Annotated in this window: 8 protein-coding genes; 7 read left to right on the top strand and 1 reads right to left on the bottom strand. The window is 76.1% G+C overall.

Annotation, left to right across the window (positions count from 1 at the left end):
- Positions 1-89: 89 nt before the first annotated feature.
- Complete coding sequence (locus DFJ69_RS03730; RefSeq protein WP_116021186.1) at positions 90-1,055, top strand: alpha/beta hydrolase; 966 nt, start codon at positions 90-92, stop codon at positions 1,053-1,055.
- A gap of 22 nt (positions 1,056-1,077) precedes the next feature.
- Here the strand turns inward: DFJ69_RS03730 and DFJ69_RS03725 are convergent, their stop codons facing one another.
- Entirely contained in the window at positions 1,078-3,195 is a 2,118-nt protein-coding gene (locus DFJ69_RS03725) for a hypothetical protein (protein ID WP_170177529.1), read from the bottom strand.
- Between the two features lie 244 nt (positions 3,196-3,439).
- Between DFJ69_RS03725 and DFJ69_RS03720 the strand changes: the two genes are divergently transcribed.
- Genes DFJ69_RS03720 through DFJ69_RS03695 form a run of 6 tightly spaced genes read left to right on the top strand, consistent with a single transcriptional unit; the run spans position 3,440 to position 17,931 of the window.
- Positions 3,440-10,228: a type I polyketide synthase gene (locus tag DFJ69_RS03720; protein WP_116021184.1), complete on the top strand. Its 6,789-nt coding sequence runs from the start codon at positions 3,440-3,442 to the stop codon at positions 10,226-10,228.
- Positions 10,225-14,583, top strand: a complete 4,359-nt coding sequence (locus DFJ69_RS03715) for a beta-ketoacyl synthase N-terminal-like domain-containing protein (RefSeq protein ID WP_116021183.1) — start codon at positions 10,225-10,227, stop codon at positions 14,581-14,583. Before DFJ69_RS03720 ends, DFJ69_RS03715 begins: the two co-directional genes overlap by 4 nt.
- Positions 14,584-14,639: 56 nt before the next feature.
- Positions 14,640-14,936, top strand: a complete 297-nt coding sequence (locus tag DFJ69_RS03710) for an acyl carrier protein (RefSeq protein ID WP_116021182.1) — start codon at positions 14,640-14,642, stop codon at positions 14,934-14,936.
- Positions 14,929-15,756 (top strand): alpha/beta fold hydrolase, encoded by an 828-nt coding sequence (locus DFJ69_RS03705; RefSeq protein WP_116021181.1) that lies wholly within the window; start codon positions 14,929-14,931, stop codon positions 15,754-15,756. The genes DFJ69_RS03710 and DFJ69_RS03705 overlap by 8 nt, the downstream gene beginning before the upstream one ends.
- Positions 15,753-16,982, top strand: coding sequence for a glycosyltransferase (locus tag DFJ69_RS03700; protein ID WP_116021180.1), 1,230 nt, complete (start codon positions 15,753-15,755; stop codon positions 16,980-16,982). The genes DFJ69_RS03705 and DFJ69_RS03700 overlap by 4 nt, the downstream gene beginning before the upstream one ends.
- Positions 16,983-17,016: 34 nt before the next feature.
- A complete protein-coding gene (locus DFJ69_RS03695; RefSeq protein ID WP_116021179.1) occupies positions 17,017-17,931 on the top strand; it encodes a hypothetical protein in 915 nt (304 codons plus the stop codon).
- Positions 17,932-17,937 lie beyond the last annotated feature (6 nt).

Genomic DNA, 17,937 nt, shown 5'->3' with positions numbered 1-17,937 from the left:
CCGTGATAGGGGGCTCAAGTTGCGGGGGCGACCATGAGCGCAGGACACCGTGAAGGCCCTCGCACGCGAATGGAGCTGACCACCGGGAGATGATCCTTTCACCCGCCGGCCTGCGCTCGGCCGCCGCCAACGTCACCGCCAAACTCCTCTACGGCCAGGTCGCCGACCTGCGCCGCACGCCCGCCGACCGGATCGAGGGCACGTCCCGTTCCCCGGTGTACCGTTACCGCCCGCCCGAGGGGCTGGTCCCGGCCGGGCCGCCGGTGCTGTTCGTCCCGTCGCCCGGTGCGCCCGCCCGCTGCTACGACCTCCGCCGGGGCGGCAGCCTGGCCGAGCACGTGGTCGGCGCGGGCCGTCTCACGTATCTGCTGGACCACCGACGCGCCGGGCCGCCCGACCCGGGCGAGGCATTGGCGGAATGGGTCGGGGAGATCCTGCCGTCGGCCGTCCGCCGCGTCAGCGACGACGCGGGAGGTCAGCCGGTCCAACTCGTCGGCTGGTGCCTGGGCGGCGTCCTGGCGCTGCTTTCGGCCGCCGTCGATCCCGGGCTGCCGATCGCCTCGGTCGCCGCCATCGCCCCCGTCACCGTTGACCGGCGCACGGCGGTCCTCCCGACGCTCACCGGCGGCCTGCTGCGGACCACCGCCGTGCTCGCCCGCATCGACGACCGCGACCACCTGGCCCACCTGGAGGCGGTGGACCATTTCGCCGCCACGTCGGCCGTGCATCCCGGCCGCGGCCTCAACGAGACCTACGCGGCCCACATCCAGGACATCGGGTTGCCGGGGGCCCTGCATCGGGTCGCCGTCCCGGTGCTGGCCATCGCCGGGAGCGGCGACCGGGCGGCGCCGGCGAAGGCGGTCCGGGCGCTGACGCTGCGGTTGCGGTCCGCGCCGCAGGTCCGGTTCGAGATCGCGCCCGGCGACCATCTGGGCGTGCTGACCGGACGGGCGGCGCGCGCCACCACCTGGGCCCACCTGGACCGGTGGCTGGACGAGGGCATCATCCGGCACGGCATCCGGCCGCACCGAAGGGAGGTCGCCGCAGGTCTGTGAGCGCCTCGGGCGGAGCGAGGGGTCAGGTCTGCTCGGCGGCCCTGGGCTGGAGGGCCTGCGCGCCGGCGGCCAGCGCCAACGGCACCGCCACGACCAGGGCCAGCGCCAGCACCGCCATGCCCGAGTCGTTCACCAGGGTGCCGACCACCGCCGTGGCGAGCGCGCCCATCAGGCCCGCGCGCAGCAAGGGGGCGTGCGCGTAGACCTGCTCCAGCGCCGGGGCGCGCATCCGGCCGGGCCGCCGCAGCATCATGAACAGCAGGACCAGCGCGGCGGCGGCGATCGGCGTCAGCGTCGGGTTGCGCATGGTCTTCACCATCGCGCTGAACTTGCGCTCGACCGTCGGCCCGGCCTCACCCTCCAGCAGTTCGCCGAAGAACCGGCCCAGATGGGTGCTGCTGCCGCCCAGATGGTCCAGGAAGGCGATGGACAGCACCAGCACCCCGCCGAACGCGCAGAACGCGCCCAGCCGGAGCACGGAGATCCGCTTGCCGGCGACCATCAGGGCGGCCACCGCCAGCCCCGGAACGATCGCGATCACCCCGCCGAAGTCGGCGCCGAACAGCGGCAGCCCGTCCAGGGCCATGGCCAGCACGCCCAGGGTGACGACACCCGTGACGGCCCGCCGCCGGGCGCGCTCGTCGTCGCCGCGCTCGGTGCCCTGGTTCACCAGCCACTGGGCCAGCCCCGCACCCGTCAGCAGGATCGAGGTCGCGAACACCGAGAACGCGATGTTGCCCAGCCCGTAGTACCGGCCGCCGACCAGCGGCGAGTACCCCATCAGGCTGTACTGCTGCAGGTTCGTGCCGGTCACCAGGTCGAGCCCGACGGTCGCGGCGGTGACCGCGGCCACCACCGTCCCCGGCCCGAGCAGGCTGCGCCGCCACGGCCCGGCCAGCGCCGCCGCCACGATCAGCGCGTCGAACGCCGCGATCCCGCCGAGCAGCGCCGTTCTGGGCGATCCCGCGTCCCACCACGGCAGCAGGTTGACCAGGTACGTCGACACGGGGACGGCCGCGCAGGCCAGCGCGACGACCCGGGTGGCCACCAGCACGCGGCGGCGGCCGTCGTCGGCCCGCCTGCGGCGCAGGACCAGCATCGCCACGATGTAGAACGCCACCTGCGAGATGACGAGCCCGAGGAAGAAGCGCGGCAGCACCGACTTGTAGGTCTGCGCCGCCACGTTGTGCTTGGCGGGGTCGGTGACACCCGCCGTGCCGTTCGGCCGCCGGCCCTCCCCGCGCCACGGGGTGCCGATCATATCGGCGGGGATCTTCGCGCCGATCGCGCGGAGCATGGTGGCGGTCACGTCCGGCGTGATCACGATGCCCTCGCGCCGGGTGGAGGCGGAGGTGAGGTACGACCCGGCGGGCAGGCCGGGCCCGGTGGCGAGGGCCACCCGCAGGTGCGGCCCGGCCGTGCTCGGCCCGTCGGAGATGCCCGACACCAGCACGGTGGCCCCGGCGGGCAGCGCGGCCAGCACGCGACCGACGGCGGCGTCGGCGCGGCGCGCGGCCTCGGCCCTCCCGCCGGGGAGGTCCGCCGAGCGCAGCAGGTCGTCGACGTCCACCGCCGTGACCTGGCAGCGCGCCAGCGTCGACGCCGTGACCTGTGCGGCGGACGGCGCGTACACGTCGACCCTGCCCTGCGGGTCGGCCAACGCGAGGGTCGCGCCCGGCCCGACGGCGGTGGTGCAGCCGCCCGCGGCGTGCACCGTCTCGCCCAGCAGGCCGACCGGGGCGCGGAACCTGGACTCCACGTTGCTGTCGCGGAACGAGCCGAACCCGACGACCGCCGCGCCCTGCCCCGACGGCGCGGGCGCGGGGGGCAGCGCGTCGCAGCGGCCGCTGGGCCGGGAGGCCCGGGCGCCCGCGGACACGGTGAGCCAGCCGTCGATGGGACAGGCGACCGTTCCCAGGGCCCGTACCGACTGGGCTCCGGCCGCCCCTTCGCGGGCGAGTCCCCAGAGGTGCGGAGTGGTGCGTTCACCGAGATCGTCCCAGCGCAGGGAGGGCACCCCCAGCAGGACCACGCGTCCCTGCGGGGCCTCCGCGGCGGCCGGCGACGCGAGCACGGCCCCCGATGAGACGAGCCCCAGAGCGGTCAGCGCGGTCAGCAGCGCCAGGACCAGTACGCGCACGAACACCTCCGAATGATCGGCGATGACCGTATAGCGAACAGAACGGATGCGCGAGACATTCGGGAAACATGGTGCCGATCGGACAACCCCCCGTCGGCTGTCCGTAAAGCGGACTCCATGTCCTCGCCACCCTTCTCACGGAGGTGTGTCGGGGAGTGATCGGATTCCGACCGTCAGTAATCTTGCGCAGCGTCGCGGGCCTGTCCCGTGAGGTGATCGCTGGAGTGGACGTCGGGGGGCGTGGATGGCGGCGGACGTGGTCGGGGCGCACGACGGCCGGGGACGGGATCGGATCATCGGGGTGACGCCGTTCGGTCGCCCGGTCGCCGGGCTCGCGGTCGCGGTCGCCCGGGCCGGCGCGCTCGGCGCCCTGGACCTCGGTCACGACCGGGAGGCGGCCCTGGCCGCGCTGGAGCTGGTGACCCGCTGGTGGGACGGGCCGTTCGCGGTGCGGATCCCGGCGGGCTGCCCGGTCCGGCCCGAGGAGCTGCCCGAGGCCGCCCGCACCATGCTGGTGGACGCGCCCGCCCTGCACCACGCGCAGCCCTACATGCCGGGCCGCCGTCTGCTGGTGGAGGTCGTCGACGCGGACGAGGCGCACGCGGCCGTGAGACTGGGCGCCGACGGGCTGATCGCCCGCGGCTGCGAGGCCGGGGGCCGCGTCGGGGAGCTGACCACGTTCGTGCTGCTGCAGCGGCTGCTCGGCGACCCGACCGTGGCCCGCCCGGTGTGGGCGGCGGGCGGCGTCGGACCCCACACCGCCTCGGCGGTCGTGGCGGGCGGGGCCGAGGGCGTGGTCCTGGACGCCCAGCTCGCGCTGGTGCGCGAGAGCGACCTGCCCGCGGACGTGGCCGCCGCGATCGCCGCGATGGACGGCGGGGAGACCCGCGTCGTCGCCGGCCACCGCGTGTTCACCCGCCCCGACCTGCCCGTGTTCCACACCGCCGACCCCCGGGAGGTCGAGGCGCGGCTGGACGCCCTCGACCTGTGCACGGGGCTGCTGCCCATCGGGCAGGAGGGCGCGTTCGCCCGCCCCCTCGCCGACCGTTACAAGACGGCGGGCGGTGTCGTGCGGGCCGTCCGCGACCGGATCGACGGGCACCTCGACGCCGCCGTCCGCACCGCTCCGCTGGCCCCCTCGCAGGAGGGGTATCCGGTGTTCCAGGGCCCGATGACCCGGGTCAGCGACCGGCCCGCGTTCGCCGCCGTCGTCGCGCGGGAGGGCGGCGTGCCGTTCCTCGCGCTGGCGTTGATGACGGGGAAGGAGACGCGGACGCTGCTGACCGAGACCGCCGAACGGCTCGGAGACCGGCCCTGGGGCGTCGGCGTGCTCGGATTCGCGCCGCCGGAGGTGCGCGCCGCCCAGCTCGCCGCCGTTCAAGAGGCCCGGCCCCCGTACGCGCTGATCGCGGGCGGTCGGCCCGCCCACGCCGCCCCGCTGGAGGCCGCCGGGATCGCCACCTTCCTGCACGTCCCGTCGCCGGGGCTGCTGGAGCGGTTCCTGGCCGAGGGCGCCCGCAGGTTCGTCTTCGAGGGGTCGGAGTGCGGCGGTCACGTCGGCCCCCGCGCCTCGCTCCCGTTGTGGGAGGCGCAGGTCGCGCGACTGCTGGAGTTCACCGACGAGCACCCGGACGCGGCCGAGGACATGGCGGTGGCGTTCGCCGGGGGCGTCCACGACGAGCGTTCGGCCGCGATGGTGGCCGCGTTGGCCGGTCCGCTGGCCGATCGCGGCGTCCGGATCCGCGTGCTGATGGGCACCGCCTACCTGTTCACCCTGGAGGCCGTCGCCGCCGGGGCGATCATGCCGGGATTCCAGCGGGCCGCCGTCGACTGCGAACGGACCGTCCTGCTGGAGACCTCCCCGGGCCACGCCACCCGCTGCGCCCCCACCCCGTACACCGACGCGTTCGAGCAGGCACGGCAGGACCTGACGGCCGCCGGCGCGTCCCGCCGGGAGATCTGGGCCAAGCTGGAGCGGCTCAACCTCGGGCGGCTGCGGATCGCCAGCCGGGGCGTGCGCCGCGAGAACGGCGACCTGGTGCCGGTCGACGGCGACCACCAGCGCCGCGAGGGCCTCTTCATGATCGGCCAGGTGGCGGGGCTGCGGTCGTCGGCCACCACCGTCGCCGCCCTGCACGAGCAGGTCACCATGGGCGCGACCCGTTTCCTGACGGAACGGGCGGACGAACTCGGGCTGGAGACGCCCGGCGAGGCCGTCCCCGAGCCCGTCGACATCGCCGTCGTCGGCATGGACTGCGTCTTCCCCGGGGCCCGCGACGCCGCCCGGTACTGGGCCAACGTCGTCGGAGGCGTCGACGCGGTCACCGAGGTGCCCGCCGACCGCTGGAACCCCGACGTCTACTGGGAGCCCGGGGCGCATACGCCCGGCAAGACCCCCTCCAAGTGGGGCGGCTTCCTGCCGGACGTGCCCTTCGACGCGCTGGCCCACGGCATCCCGCCGAACTCGCTCGGCAGCATCGACCCCGTCCAGCTTCTCGCGCTGGAGGTCGCCTCCCGCGCGCTCGCCGACGCCGGATACGCCGAGCGGCCCTTCGACCGTTCCCGCACGGCGGTGTTCTTCGGGGCGGAGGCGGGCACCGACCTGAGCACCGCGTACGGCACCCGGGCGCTGCTGCCCCAGTACTACGGCCAGGTCCCGCCCGCCCTCGACGGGCGGTTGCCGACGCTGACCGAGGACTCCTTCCCCGGCCTGCTCGCCAACGTGATCGCCGGGCGGATCGCCAACCGGCTCGACCTCGGCGGGGCCAACTACACGGTCAACGCCGCCTGCGCCGCCTCGCTCGCCGCCCTGGACGCCGCCTGCAAGGAGCTGGTCTCCGGCGCCGCCGACATGGTGCTGTGCGGTGCCGCCGACCTGCACAACAGCGTCCACGACTACCTGCTGTTCGCCTCGGTCCGGGCGCTGTCGCCGACCGGGAGGTGCGCGCCGTTCGACGCGAAGGCCGACGGCATCGCGCTCGGCGAGGGTGTCGCCTGCGTGGTCCTCAAGCGGCTGGCGGACGCCGAACGCGACGGCGACCGGATCTACGCCGTCGTCAAGTCGGTGGCGGGGGCCAGCGACGGCCGTTCCCTCGGCCTGACCGCCCCGCGCGCGGAGGGCCAGCGCCTCGCCCTCGAACGCGCCTACCGCAAGGCGGGGGTGTCCCCGGCCCAGGTGGGCCTGGTCGAGGCGCACGGCACCGGCACCGTCGTCGGCGACCGCACGGAGCTGGCCACGCTGACGGAGACGTTCACCGCCGCCGGGGCCCGGCCGGGACGCGCCGTGCTGGGCTCGGTGAAGTCGCAGATCGGCCACACCAAGTGCGCCGCCGGGCTGGCCGGGCTGATCAAGGCCGCGTACGCGCTGCACACCGGCATCCGGCCCGGCACCCTGCACCTGCGCGACCCCAACCCCGCCTGGGACGCCGACGACAGCCCGTTCGCGTTCGCCCGTACGGCGCTGCCGTGGGCGGCCGGGCCGGGGGAGCGGTACGCGGGGGTCAGCGGGTTCGGGTTCGGCGGCGCCAACTTCCACGCCGTGCTGGCCGGGTACGACGGCGCGCCCGAGCCGGTCTCCGGGGTCTCCGCGTGGCCCGCCGAGCTGTTCCTCATCCGCGGCGCGGACCGTGCGGAGGCCCGCGCCGAACTGGACCGGCTCGGCGCGCTCCTCGACACCCGCGGGCCCGAGGTGCGGCTGCGCGACCTGGCCCGCACGGTCGCCGGACGCGAGGAGCGGCACGCGGCGGGCCGGGCGCCCGTGCAGGTGGCGATCGTCGCCACCGGTCCCGCCGACCTCGCCGCCAAGATCCGGCAGGCCCGGGAGTTCCGCGCCGGGGCCGGGGTGTTCCCCGCCCGGGAGGGCGAGCGCGGGAAGATCGCCTTCCTGTTCCCCGGGCAGGGCAGCCAACGGCCGGGGATGCTCGCCGACCTGTTCGTGGCGTTCCCGCGCCTGCAGCGGCTGCTGCGCCTCGGGGACGACCGGTACGCCGAGGCGATGTATCCGCCGGCCGCGTTCACCGACGAGGTCCGCAGACGGCAGCGCGCCGCGCTCACCGACACCCGCATCGCGCAGCCCGCGCTGGGCATCGTCGGCATCGCCGTCCACCGGCTGCTGACCGAGCTGGGCGTCCGGCCCGACATGGCCGCCGGGCACAGCTACGGCGAACTGGTCGCGCTGTGCGCCGCCGGGGTCTTCGGCGAGACCGACCTCGTCGACCTGAGCGCCGCCCGCGCCGAGGCGATCCTGCGCGCCGTACGGGACGCCGGGCAGGGCGACCCGGGCACCATGGCCGCCGTCGCCGGAACCCTGGAGGAGGTCCGCGCCGCGATCGACCCGCTGCCCGACGTCGTCGTCGCCGGGCACAACGCCCCACGGCAGGTGATGGTCTCCGGCCCGACCGAGGCCGTGGCGAACGCGGTCGAGGCGTTGGCGGCGCGGGGGCTGGCGGCCGAGCGGATCCCGGTGGCGTGCGCGTTCCACAGCCCCATGGCCACCGGGGCGGCGCTGACGCTGGGAGTCGAACTGGCCCGGCTGCGCCTGTACGCGCCCGCGTTCCCGGTGTGGTCCAACGCCACCGCCGAGCCCTACGACGGCACGGCGGAGCGGCTCGGCGCCACGCTGGCCGACCAGGTCATCGCGCCGGTGCGGTTCACCGAGCAGATCGAGGCCATGTACGCCGCCGGGGCCCGGGTGTTCGTCGAGGCCGGCCCGGGGCGGGTGCTCAGCCGGCTCGTCGGCCGCATCCTCGGCGACCGCCCGCACACCGTCATCGCCTGCGACCGCTCCGCCGACGGCTCCGCCCGCGGCCGGGGCCCGGCCGCGCTCCAGGGACTGCAGGGACTGCTGCTGGCGCTGGCGGAGCTGGCCGCCGCCGGGGCCGAGGTCGACGCGCTGCCGCTGTTCACCGGCCGGGACGCGGTGCCGCTGAGCGCCGATGCGCCGGACCGACCCGGCTGGATCGTCAACGGGCACCTCGTGCGCACCGCCGACGGCCGGTACCCGGACAACGGGCTGCGCCCGGCCGCGCGGATCGAGGAGCCCGGCATCTCCGAGGACCGCGACGCCGCCGTCCTGGAGTTCCTGCGGACCAGCCGCGAACTGGCCGCCGCGCAGCGCGACGTGGTGCTCGGCTACCTGGGCGCACCCGTCCCGCAGCCCCGCCAGGACCCGCATCCCAAGAGCCCCGCGCCGCGCGTGCCGCCACCGCGTCCCCGGCCGAGCGGCGACGCGCCCCGGCCCGTCCGGGCGGCCGTCACGGTGCCCCGGACCGCGTCGGAGGGCGGCATCCGCGCCCAGGTCCTCGCGGTGATCAGCGCCCGGACCGGCTACCCGCAGGAGATGCTCGGCTCCGGGCTGGACCTGGAGGCGGACCTGTCCATCGACTCCATCAAGCGCACCGAGATCATCGGCGACCTGGCCGACCGGGTGGGGCTGACCGCGCCCGGCGCCCGGGTCGACGAGCCGGTGGTCGAGCGGCTCGCCAGGATCAAGACCATCGACGAGATGGTGACCTGGCTCGACGGGCACCTCGACGAACGGCGCGGCGACGCGCCGACCGAAGGCGCCTCCTCGGACGGGCCCTCGACGGAGCCGATGCCCGCCGTCGCCGAGCCCGGCCCGCCGCGCCGCCACGTGGTCCACCTCGTGAAGGCGCCCGCGCTCCCGACACCGCCCGACGACGTGCTGTCCGGGCTGTCCTGCCTCATCGTGGACGACGGCCGTGGCATCGCCCCGGCGCTCTGCGCACTCCTCGAACGGCGCGGGGCCAAAGCAACGACGGCCGCCGAGACCGACGCCCACGCCGACGTGCTGATCCACCTCGCCGCCCTGCGCCCCGACTGCTCGCCCGTCCTGCCCGACCTGTACGCGGGTGTCCGCGACGCGCTCCTCGGCGGGACGACGCGGCTGCTGTTCGCGACCGGCTCGGGCGGCACGTTCGGGCACCGGTACACCGACGACGGCGTCGGCGACCCCACCGCCGGGGCGGGTCTGCGCGGCCTGGCCCGCACCCTCGCCTTGGAGTACCCCGACGTGCTCGTCCGGGCCGTGGACGTGGACCCCGACGACGCCCCGACCGCCCTCGCGGCGCGCCTGCTGAACGAGGTGGCCGCCGAACCGGCCGCCGGCCCCGTCGTCGTCGGATACGAGGGCGAGACCCGGCACACCCTCGACGTGATGCCCGAGGCGCTGCTGTCCGACGCCCGACTGCCGCTGCGGCCCGACGGCGTCGTCCTCCTCACCGGCGGGGCCCGGGGCATCACCGCCCGCATCGCCCACGCCCTCGCGGCCACCACCGGCTGCCACATCGAACTGGCCGGCCGCACGCCCGAGCCCCAGGGCCCGGAGGACCCGGCCCTCGCGGACGCCCGCGACGCCACGGCGCTGCGCCGGGCGCTCGCCCTCGCCGGCGGGCGTGAGCCCGTCGAGATCGAGGCCGCAGTCCGGCGCGTCCTCGCGGAACGGGAGATCCGCGCCACCCTCGCCGCGCTCGACGGCGGCGCGGCGTCGGTCCGCTACCACTCCCTCGACGTGCGCGACGCCCGTGCGGTGAACGCGCTCGTTGAGGACGTGTACGCCAGGCACGGGCGGCTCGACGGCGTGGTCCACGGGGCCGGCGTGGTCGAGGACCGGCTCGTGCGCGACAAGGACCCCGACGCGTTCGCCCGCGTCTACCGCACCAAGGTCGACGGCGCGCGGGCGCTCGCCGCCGCCGTCCGGCCCGACCTGGCCTTCTTCGTGGTCCTCGGCAGCGTCTCCGGCGTCCTCGGCAACCGTGGGCAGGCCGACTACGCCGCCGCCAACGACGCCTGCGACACCCTCGTCCGCGTGTGGCGCACCCGGCTGCGGGGCCGGGTCCTGGTCGCCGACTGGGGCCCGTGGGCGGGCGGCGGGATGGTCACACCCGACCTGGCCCGCGAGTACGCGCGGCGCGGCCTGCCCCTCATCGACCCCGACGCCGCCGTTCGGGCGCTCCTGCGGGAGATCGCCGGGGGCGTCGATCCCCAGGTCGTCTTCACCGGGGCGGCGCCGTGACCGGCCCCGAGACCGCCATCGCCGTGGTCGGTGTCGGGGCGGTGTTCCCGGGTGCGGGCACCGCCCGGGCCCTCTGGCACAACATCCGCGCGGGTGTCGACGCCATCACGGAGGTGCCCCCGGAACGCTGGGATCCCGCCGTCTACTACGACCCCGCCTCCTACGACCGGCCCCCGAGCAGCGGCCGGTTCTACTGCCGGCGCGGCGGGTTCGTCGACGACCTGGCCACGTTCGACCCCGCCGGGTTCGGGATCATGCCCGCCGCCGTCGGCGGCATCGAACCCGACCAGCTCCTGGCGCTGCGCACCGCCGCCGAGGCGATCGCCGACGCGGGCGGGGAGGAACGGCTGCCCGACCGGGGCCGGATCGGCGTCGTCATCGGCCGGGGCGGCTACATCACGCCGGGCCTGGCGCGCTTCGACCAGCGGGTGCACACCTCGCACCAGCTCGTCGCCGCGTTGACCGACCTGGTGCCGGGCCTGCCCGCCGAACGGTTGGAGACGATCCGGGAGGCGTTCTGCGCGCGGCTCGGCCCCGACCGGCCGGACGCCTCCACCGGGCTGGTGCCCAGTTTCGCCGCGTCCCGCATCGCCAACCGCTTCGACCTGCGCGGGCCCGCCTACACCGTGGACGCCGCCTGCGCGTCCGCGCTCGTGGCCGTCGAGCACGCCGTGCGGGCGCTGCGCTCCGGCCAGTGCGACGCCATGCTCGCCGGGGCCGTCCACCACGCCCACCACGCCACCGTGTGGAGCCTGTTCAGCCAGCTCCGCGCGCTCAGCCCCACCGAACGGATCCGCCCCTTCGACCGGACCGCCGACGGGACCCTGCTCGCCGAGGGCACCGGTGTCGTGCTGCTCAAGCGGCTGGCGGACGCCGAACGCGCCGGCGACCGCGTCTACGCCGTCATCCGGGGTGTGGGCATCTCCAGCGACGGGCGCGCCGCCGGGCTGATGAACCCGCTGATCGAGGGGCAGGTCCTCGCGGTCGAACGGGCCTGGCGGGACGCCGGACTGGACCCCCGCGCCTCCGACGCCCTCGGGCTGGTCGAGGCGCACGGCACCGCCACCCCCGTCGGGGACGGCGTCGAGCTGCAGACGCTGCGTCGCGCGTTCGGGACCGACGGCCCGCCCGTCGGCCTCGGCACGGTGAAGTCGATGATCGGGCACGCCATGCCCGCCGGGGGCGTCGCCGGGCTGATCAAGGCGGTGCTCGCCCTCCACGACGGCGTGCTGCCGCCCACGCTGCACGTCGAGGAGCCGCATCCCGCGCTGACCGGCACCAGGTTCCGGCCCGTACGGGAGGTCGCGGAATGGGAGCCGGAGCCCGGAGTCCCCCGCCGCGCCGCCGTCAACGCGTTCGGCTTCGGCGGCGCGAACGCCCACGTGGTGCTGGAGGAGGCCCCCGCGTCGGTGCGCGCCCGGTCGACCCGCCGCGCCCGCCCGACGCGCCCCGACCGCGACGAGGGCCTGCTGAGGCTGGCCGCCGCGACACCCGCCGAGCTGTCCGCGCTGCTCGCCGAGCCCGACGAGGCCCTCCTGGCCCGGGTCGGCACGGTCACGGGCGCCGGGCCCTGCCGGTTGGCGATCATGGCGCCGACCCGGGAGCGCCTCGCCCTGGCCCGCACCGTCGTGGCGCGCGGCGGCCCCTGGCGGGGACGCGGCGACATCTGGTTCACCCCCGAACCGCTGCTGGCGGCGGGCGGGCGGACGGCGTTCCTGTTCCCGGGGTTCGAGCCGGTGTTCCGGCCGCGCGTCGAGGGGATCGCCGAGCGCTTCGGGCTGACCCGGCCTCGGCTGACCGGCCGCTCCGACCTCCTCGGCCACGCCGCCGACGTGATCGCCGTCGGCCGGCTGCTGGCCGAGGCCCTGGCGGAGATGGGTGTCGAGCCGGACGTGGCCGCCGGGCACAGCCTCGGCGAGTGGACCGCGATGATCGTCACCGGGATGTACCCGCGCGACGCCGCCGACGCGTTCCTCGCCGCCCTGGACGAACGGCCGCTGAGCGTCCCCGACGTCATCTACGGCGCGCTGGGATGCGGGGCGGCCCGGGCGGCCGAGGCCATCGCCGGGCTGGACGGAATCGCGATCAGCCACGACAACTGCCCCCACCAGTCGGTCGTCTGCGGTGTGCCCGGCGTCGTCCGCGAGGTGCTCCAGCGGCTCGGCGCGGAGGGCGTGCTGGGTCAGGAGCTGCCGTTCCGCTCCGGCTTCCACACGCCGATGGCGGCGGTGTACCTCGACGCGGCGCGGGCCTCGTTCGACGCCCTGCCCATCGAGCGGCCCGCCGTCCCGGTGTGGTCGGCGACCACGACGGCGCCGTTCCCCGAGCGGCCCGCCGAGGTGCGGGCCCTGGTCCTGCGGCACCTGCTGGAGCCGGTGCGGTTCAGCGACCTGATCGACCGGCTCTACGAGGACGCGGGTGTCCGGGCGTTCGTGCAGGTCGGGCCGGGGAGCCTGACCGGATTCGTGGGCGACCGGCTGCGGGGCCGCGAGCACCTGGCGATCGCCGCCGGCGTCGCCTCGCGCGACGGGCTCGCCCAGTTGCGCTGCACGGTCGCCGCGCTGTGGGTCGACGGCCACGGCATGACCCCGGCCGAGTCGACCGCCGAGCCCCCCGTCACGGTGGGCGGCGGCGGTCTGCGCCTCGACCTGGGCACCCCGCTGATCAGGCTCGGCGGCATGGAGCTCGCGCCCCATCCGCAGCCGCCGGCCCCCGCGCTGCCCGCCGACGCGCCCGTGATGGCCGAGTTCGACGCGCTGATCCGCGACACCGTGTCGGGGGCCCGCACCGTCCTGGAGGCCCTCGGCGGCATGTCCTCGACGTCGCCCGCCCCCGCCCGCGAGGCCGCCGTGACGCGGACGTTCTCGCTGGACACGATGCCGTTCGTCGCCGACCACTGCCTGATCCCGCAGCGCGCCGGCTGGCCGGACGTCTCCGACCGGTTCCCCGTGGTCCCGCTGACGACGCTGCTGGAGGTGATGGCCGGGACCGCCCGCGAGCTGGTCCCCGACCTCGTCGTCACCGGCTTCGAGGACGTCCGGGCGCTGCGCTGGGTGACCGCCGACCCGCCCACGACCGCCACCGTCCGCGCCCGCGTCACCGACGCCGACCGGGTCGAGGTCGTCATCGAGGGCTACGCCGACGGGGTCGTCCTGATGGCCGACCGCTACCCGCCGCCGCCCGAGCCCGACGCGACCCCGCTCACCGGGGAGGGCCCGCCCGCCGTCACCGCCGAGCGCCTCTACTCCGAGCGGTGGATGTTCCACGGCCCCCGCTACCAGGGCGTCCGGGAGATCCGCGCCCTGGCCGGGGACGGGCTCCGCGCCGTGCTGGTGGCGCTGCCGACACCCGGCGCCCTGATGGACAGCGCCGGTCAGCTCTGCGGCCACTGGATCCAGGTGTACGGCGACAAGGACCAGACCGTCTTCCCCATCGGCGTCGAGCGCATCACCTGGTACGGCCCGATGCCGTCGGAGGGGGAGCGGCTGGAGACCACCGTCCGCAACCGCGCCGTCTCCGACACCACCGTCCGCTGCGACATCGAGCTCGTCGGCGCCGACGCGACGGTGTGGGGCCACGTCGTCGGCTGGACCACGCACCGGTTCTTCACCGACGAGCCCCTCTGGCGGATGAAGTTCACCCCCGAGGTCTCCGGCGTCGGCGAACAGCAGCCGGGCGGCTGGTGCCTGGCCCGCAAGCGCTGGGACGGCGTCTCGTCCCGGGACCTGCTGATGCGGCAGTACCTGTGCGCCGCCGAACGCGCCGAGTACGAGCGCCTCACCGCCCGCGCGCAGGGCCCGTGGCTGCTCGGTCGGATCGCCGCCAAGGACGCCGTCCGGCACTGGCTGTGGGAGCAGGGGCACGGCCCGCTGTTCCCCGCCGAGCTGACGGTCCGCAACGACGCCGCCGGCCGCCCCGAGGTCACCGGGCCGTTCGACACCCCGCTGAACGTGTCGATCTCCCGCACCGCCGACCTCGCCGCGGCGATCGCCCGTCCCGCGCCGCAGGCCGCGGGCATCGACCTGGAGGCCGTTCCCGACGACACCCGGCCGATCGAGGGCGTGGCGCTGACCGAGACCGAACACGCCCTGCTGGAACGCCTCGCCGACCCGCCCGGCGGCGACCGGGCCGCCGCGGCGGCCCGGCTGTGGACCGCCAAGGAGGCCGCCGCCAAGGCCGCCGGGACGGGGCTGCGGGGCCGGCCCCGGGACTTCGTGGTCACCGCCGTCGACGGCGACCGGCTGATGGTGGTCACCGGCGACACCGTGACGGCCGTGGAGAGCCGTCTGGTCGACGGGCACGTCGTCACCTGGACCGTCGCGACCGAGAGCAGGACGCCGCCCGAGGCCGGGTGACCTCCGGACCAGAGCACAAGCCGAACCAGAGTGTCGAGCCGCAAGGAGCCGCCCACATGTCGATGTCACACGAGCACGACGTCCTCGCCGAGGTCGCCGGGATGCTCGCCGAGGTGGTCGGCCACGACTTCCTCGCCGCCGCCGGGGTCGGCCGCGCCACGAGGTTCACCGAGGACCTCGCCCTGGAGAGCATCGAGTTCGTCGCGCTCGCCGAACGGGTGCGCGGCCGGTACGGCGACGGGATCGACCTGCCGGGCTTCCTCGCCGGCCTCGACCTGGACCGGCTGGCGGAGCTGGCGGTCGGGGACCTCGTCGGTCATATCGAGGACCGGCTGGCGGCGGCGCATGCCTGAGATCACCGCGCGCGGCGTGCGCTTCCACGTCCAGACGGTGGGCCCGGCCGAGCCCGCCGGGGACGCCCCCATCGTGGTGTTCCTCCACGGCCTGGTCACCGACAACCTGTCGAGCTTCTACTACACGCTCGCCGGGCCGATGGCCCTGGCCGGGGCCCGCTGCGTCCTGTACGACCTGCGCGGACACGGCCTGTCGGAGCGGCCCGCCACCGGCTACGGCGTCGCCGACGGCGTGGCCGACCTGTTCGCCCTCCTCGACGCGCTCGGCCATCGCGGGCCCGTCCACCTCGTCGCCAACAGCTTCGGCGGTGCCGTCGCGCTGAACGCCGCCCTCACCCGACCCGACCGGGTCGCCGGGCTCGTCCTGATCGAGGCGTACGGGCCCGCCGTCCACGCGGGGGAGTGGAACGAGGACGTGCTCAACACGCTCGGCAAGAGCGCCCTGTCGCTGGAGTACGAGCGGACCGCCGACCGGCTCCTGGAGATCGGGCGGCGGCGGCAGGGCCGGCAGGCCGCCCTCGCCGACGCCCTCATCAACGGCACCAGCCTGCTGGACGACCTGGCCGCCGCCGACCCGGTCCGCCCCGGGGACCTCGCCCGCGTGGCGTGCCCGGTGCTTGCGGTGTACGGGGAGCACTCGGAGGTCGCCCCCGCCGGTCGTCTGCTCCGCCGTCACGTCCCCGACTGCGTCCTGCACGTGATGACGGGTCACGCGCACACGGTGCTCACCGAGGGCACCGAGGCGCTGCTCCAGGTCACGCTGTCGTGGTTGTCGCGGCGGGCGGGGGGCCTCCACGTGCCCGCGAGGGCCGCCTCATGAGCCGACGCAGGGCCGTCCCGTCCCTGGAGCTCGGCTCCGCCGGGGCCGCGTTCGGGCTCGCGGGCGGCGGGGCGCGGTTCCTGTTCGCGGTGCCGCCGCTGGCCGGGCACGTCAACCCCACCGTGGCGGTGGGCGCGGAGCTGACCCGGCGCGGCCACAAGGTGGCGTGGGCGGGGCACGCGTCCACCGTCCGGCCGCTGCTGGAGCGCTCGGCCAAGGTGTACGACACCGAGGACGAGGACTTCGCCCGGCGGCTGGACGCGGCCCGCGACCGGTCGCGGGGACTGCGGGGCCCGGCGGCGTTCCGGTTCCTGTGGGAGGAGTTCATCGTCCCGCTCGGGCACGCGATGATGCCCGGCGTCCGGGCGGCGATCGAGGACTTCCGGCCCCATGTCGTCATCGCCGACCAGCAGGTGCTGGCCGCCCCCGTGGTCGCCCGCCGGAGGGGGATCCCCTGGGCGACGTCCGCGACGACCTCGGCGGAACTGGCCCGGCCGCTGGCCGCCTTCCCCAAGGTCGAACGGTGGGTCGCCGACCTGATCGAGGGCTTCCAACGCGAGCACGGCGACACCGACCCGATGGACCTGCGGTTCTCCGACCACCTCGTGCTGGTCTTCTCGACCCCCGCGCTCGTCCGGGACGCGGAGCTGTTCCCGGGCCACTACGCGTTCGTCGGGCCGGCGCTGGGCCGTCCGTCCCGGGGCACGTTCCCCTGGCAGTGGCTGGACCCGACGCGCCGCGCCGTCCTGGTGTCGCTGAGCTCGATCAACGCCGCGGCCGGCGGGCGCTTCTTCCGGGAGGCGGCCGAGGCCGTGGCGGACCTCGACCTGCAGGCCGTCTTCGTCGCCCCGCAGGACGCCGTGCCCGCCCCGCCGCCCAACGTGCTCGTCCGCCGCCAGGTGCCGCAGTTGTCGCTGCTGCCGAGGCTTTCGGCGGTGGTCTCGCACGGGGGCCACAACACCGTGTGCGAGACGCTGGCGCACGGGCTGCCGCTGGTCGTCGCGCCCATCCGGGACGACCAGCCGGTGGTGGCGCGGCAGGTCGCCGACGCGGGCGCGGGGATCGTCGTCCCGTTCGCCCGGGTCCGGGCGGAGGATCTGCGCGCCGCGATCACGGCCGTGCTGACCGAGGACTCCTACCGGGACGCCGCCCGCGCGGTCCAGGAGTCGTTCGCCGCCGCCGGAGGGGCCGAGCGCGCCGCCGAGCGGCTGGAGAAACTGGCGTGATCGGCCGTCCGCCGGCCCGGCCGTCGCCGTCGGGATGTCGCCGGGGGCGCCCGTCCCGGACGGCGTCGGCCTGATGCGGTCGGCGGGCCTCGCCGCGCGGCTGGACACCGACCCCGAGGTGCGGCTGACCGGCCACGTCTACGGTCAGGAGTACGACGACGTGCCCGAGGGCGCGTGGCGCGCCCCCGGGGAGCTGACCCTGCTGGGAGGCCCCAAGGCGGCGCTGACGGTGGCGTTGCCCTGGGGCGCCATCGTCGTCGCCGCCTCCCATCGCGGCCGGTCGGAGCTGTACTCGCTGAACCACCACGACCGACGGGTGGCGCAGGCCCCCGACGACCTGCCGCCGTGGGCCCGGCCGTGCCAGCGGGCCCTGGACGCCGCTCCGACCGACGCGGGACTGCGCATGGTGGTCAACCGCGTCCTGCCGCATCCCATGGCCCTGTTGTCGGGCGCGGAGACGTTCAACGCGGTGTCGCTGGCGTTGCGCGACCTGTACGGGCTGGACCTCCCCGTGGACGCCTACGCGCCCGCGCAGGCGGTGCTGGCCTGCGCGGGTGCGGAACCCGAACCGGTGCCGTTCGACCTGAGGGCCGCCGGGCTCCGGCTCGTGCTGATCGAGGTCGGGTCCGCGACCGGCGCTCCGGGCCCCGCGGCGGTGACGTCCCCTCACGAGGTCGTCGCGGCGGCCCAGGACCTCCTGGCCCTCGGCCCGGCCCTCACCAGGGCGCACCGATGGGGGACCGAGCCGCTGGACGCGGCGCTCGACGCCGCCGTCGCCGCCGGGGCGCTGGGCGGACGGGCGATCGGCTGCTGCGTGGTGGCGCTCGCGCCGATGTCCCGCATGCGCGACATCCGCGAGGCGGTCACGGCCCGGCTCGTGGGGGTCGCCCGTCGCCCGCCCAGGTTCCTCACCGCCGTCCCCGCCGACGGCGCCCACAGGGTGGCCTAACCCCGC

The sequence above is a fragment of the Thermomonospora umbrina genome (genome assembly GCF_003386555.1).
In the GTDB taxonomy this organism is placed as follows: Bacteria; Actinomycetota; Actinomycetes; order Streptosporangiales; family Streptosporangiaceae; genus Thermomonospora; species Thermomonospora umbrina.
This window is presented reverse-complemented; position numbering and strand designations above follow the sequence as displayed.

What these genes read in the sequence shown, in the direction of transcription:
- DFJ69_RS03730 (WP_116021186.1), top strand. Translation starts at nt 90, where the DNA reads ATGATCCTTTCACCCGCCGGCCTGCGCTCGGCCGCCGCCAACGTCACC.
- DFJ69_RS03720 (WP_116021184.1), top strand. Translation starts at nt 3,440, where the DNA reads ATGGCGGCGGACGTGGTCGGGGCGCACGACGGCCGGGGACGGGATCGG.
- DFJ69_RS03710 (WP_116021182.1), top strand. Translation starts at nt 14,640, where the DNA reads ATGTCGATGTCACACGAGCACGACGTCCTCGCCGAGGTCGCCGGGATG.
- DFJ69_RS03705 (WP_116021181.1), top strand. Translation starts at nt 14,929, where the DNA reads ATGCCTGAGATCACCGCGCGCGGCGTGCGCTTCCACGTCCAGACGGTG.
- DFJ69_RS03700 (WP_116021180.1), top strand. Translation starts at nt 15,753, where the DNA reads ATGAGCCGACGCAGGGCCGTCCCGTCCCTGGAGCTCGGCTCCGCCGGG.
- DFJ69_RS03695 (WP_116021179.1), top strand. Translation starts at nt 17,017, where the DNA reads ATGTCGCCGGGGGCGCCCGTCCCGGACGGCGTCGGCCTGATGCGGTCG.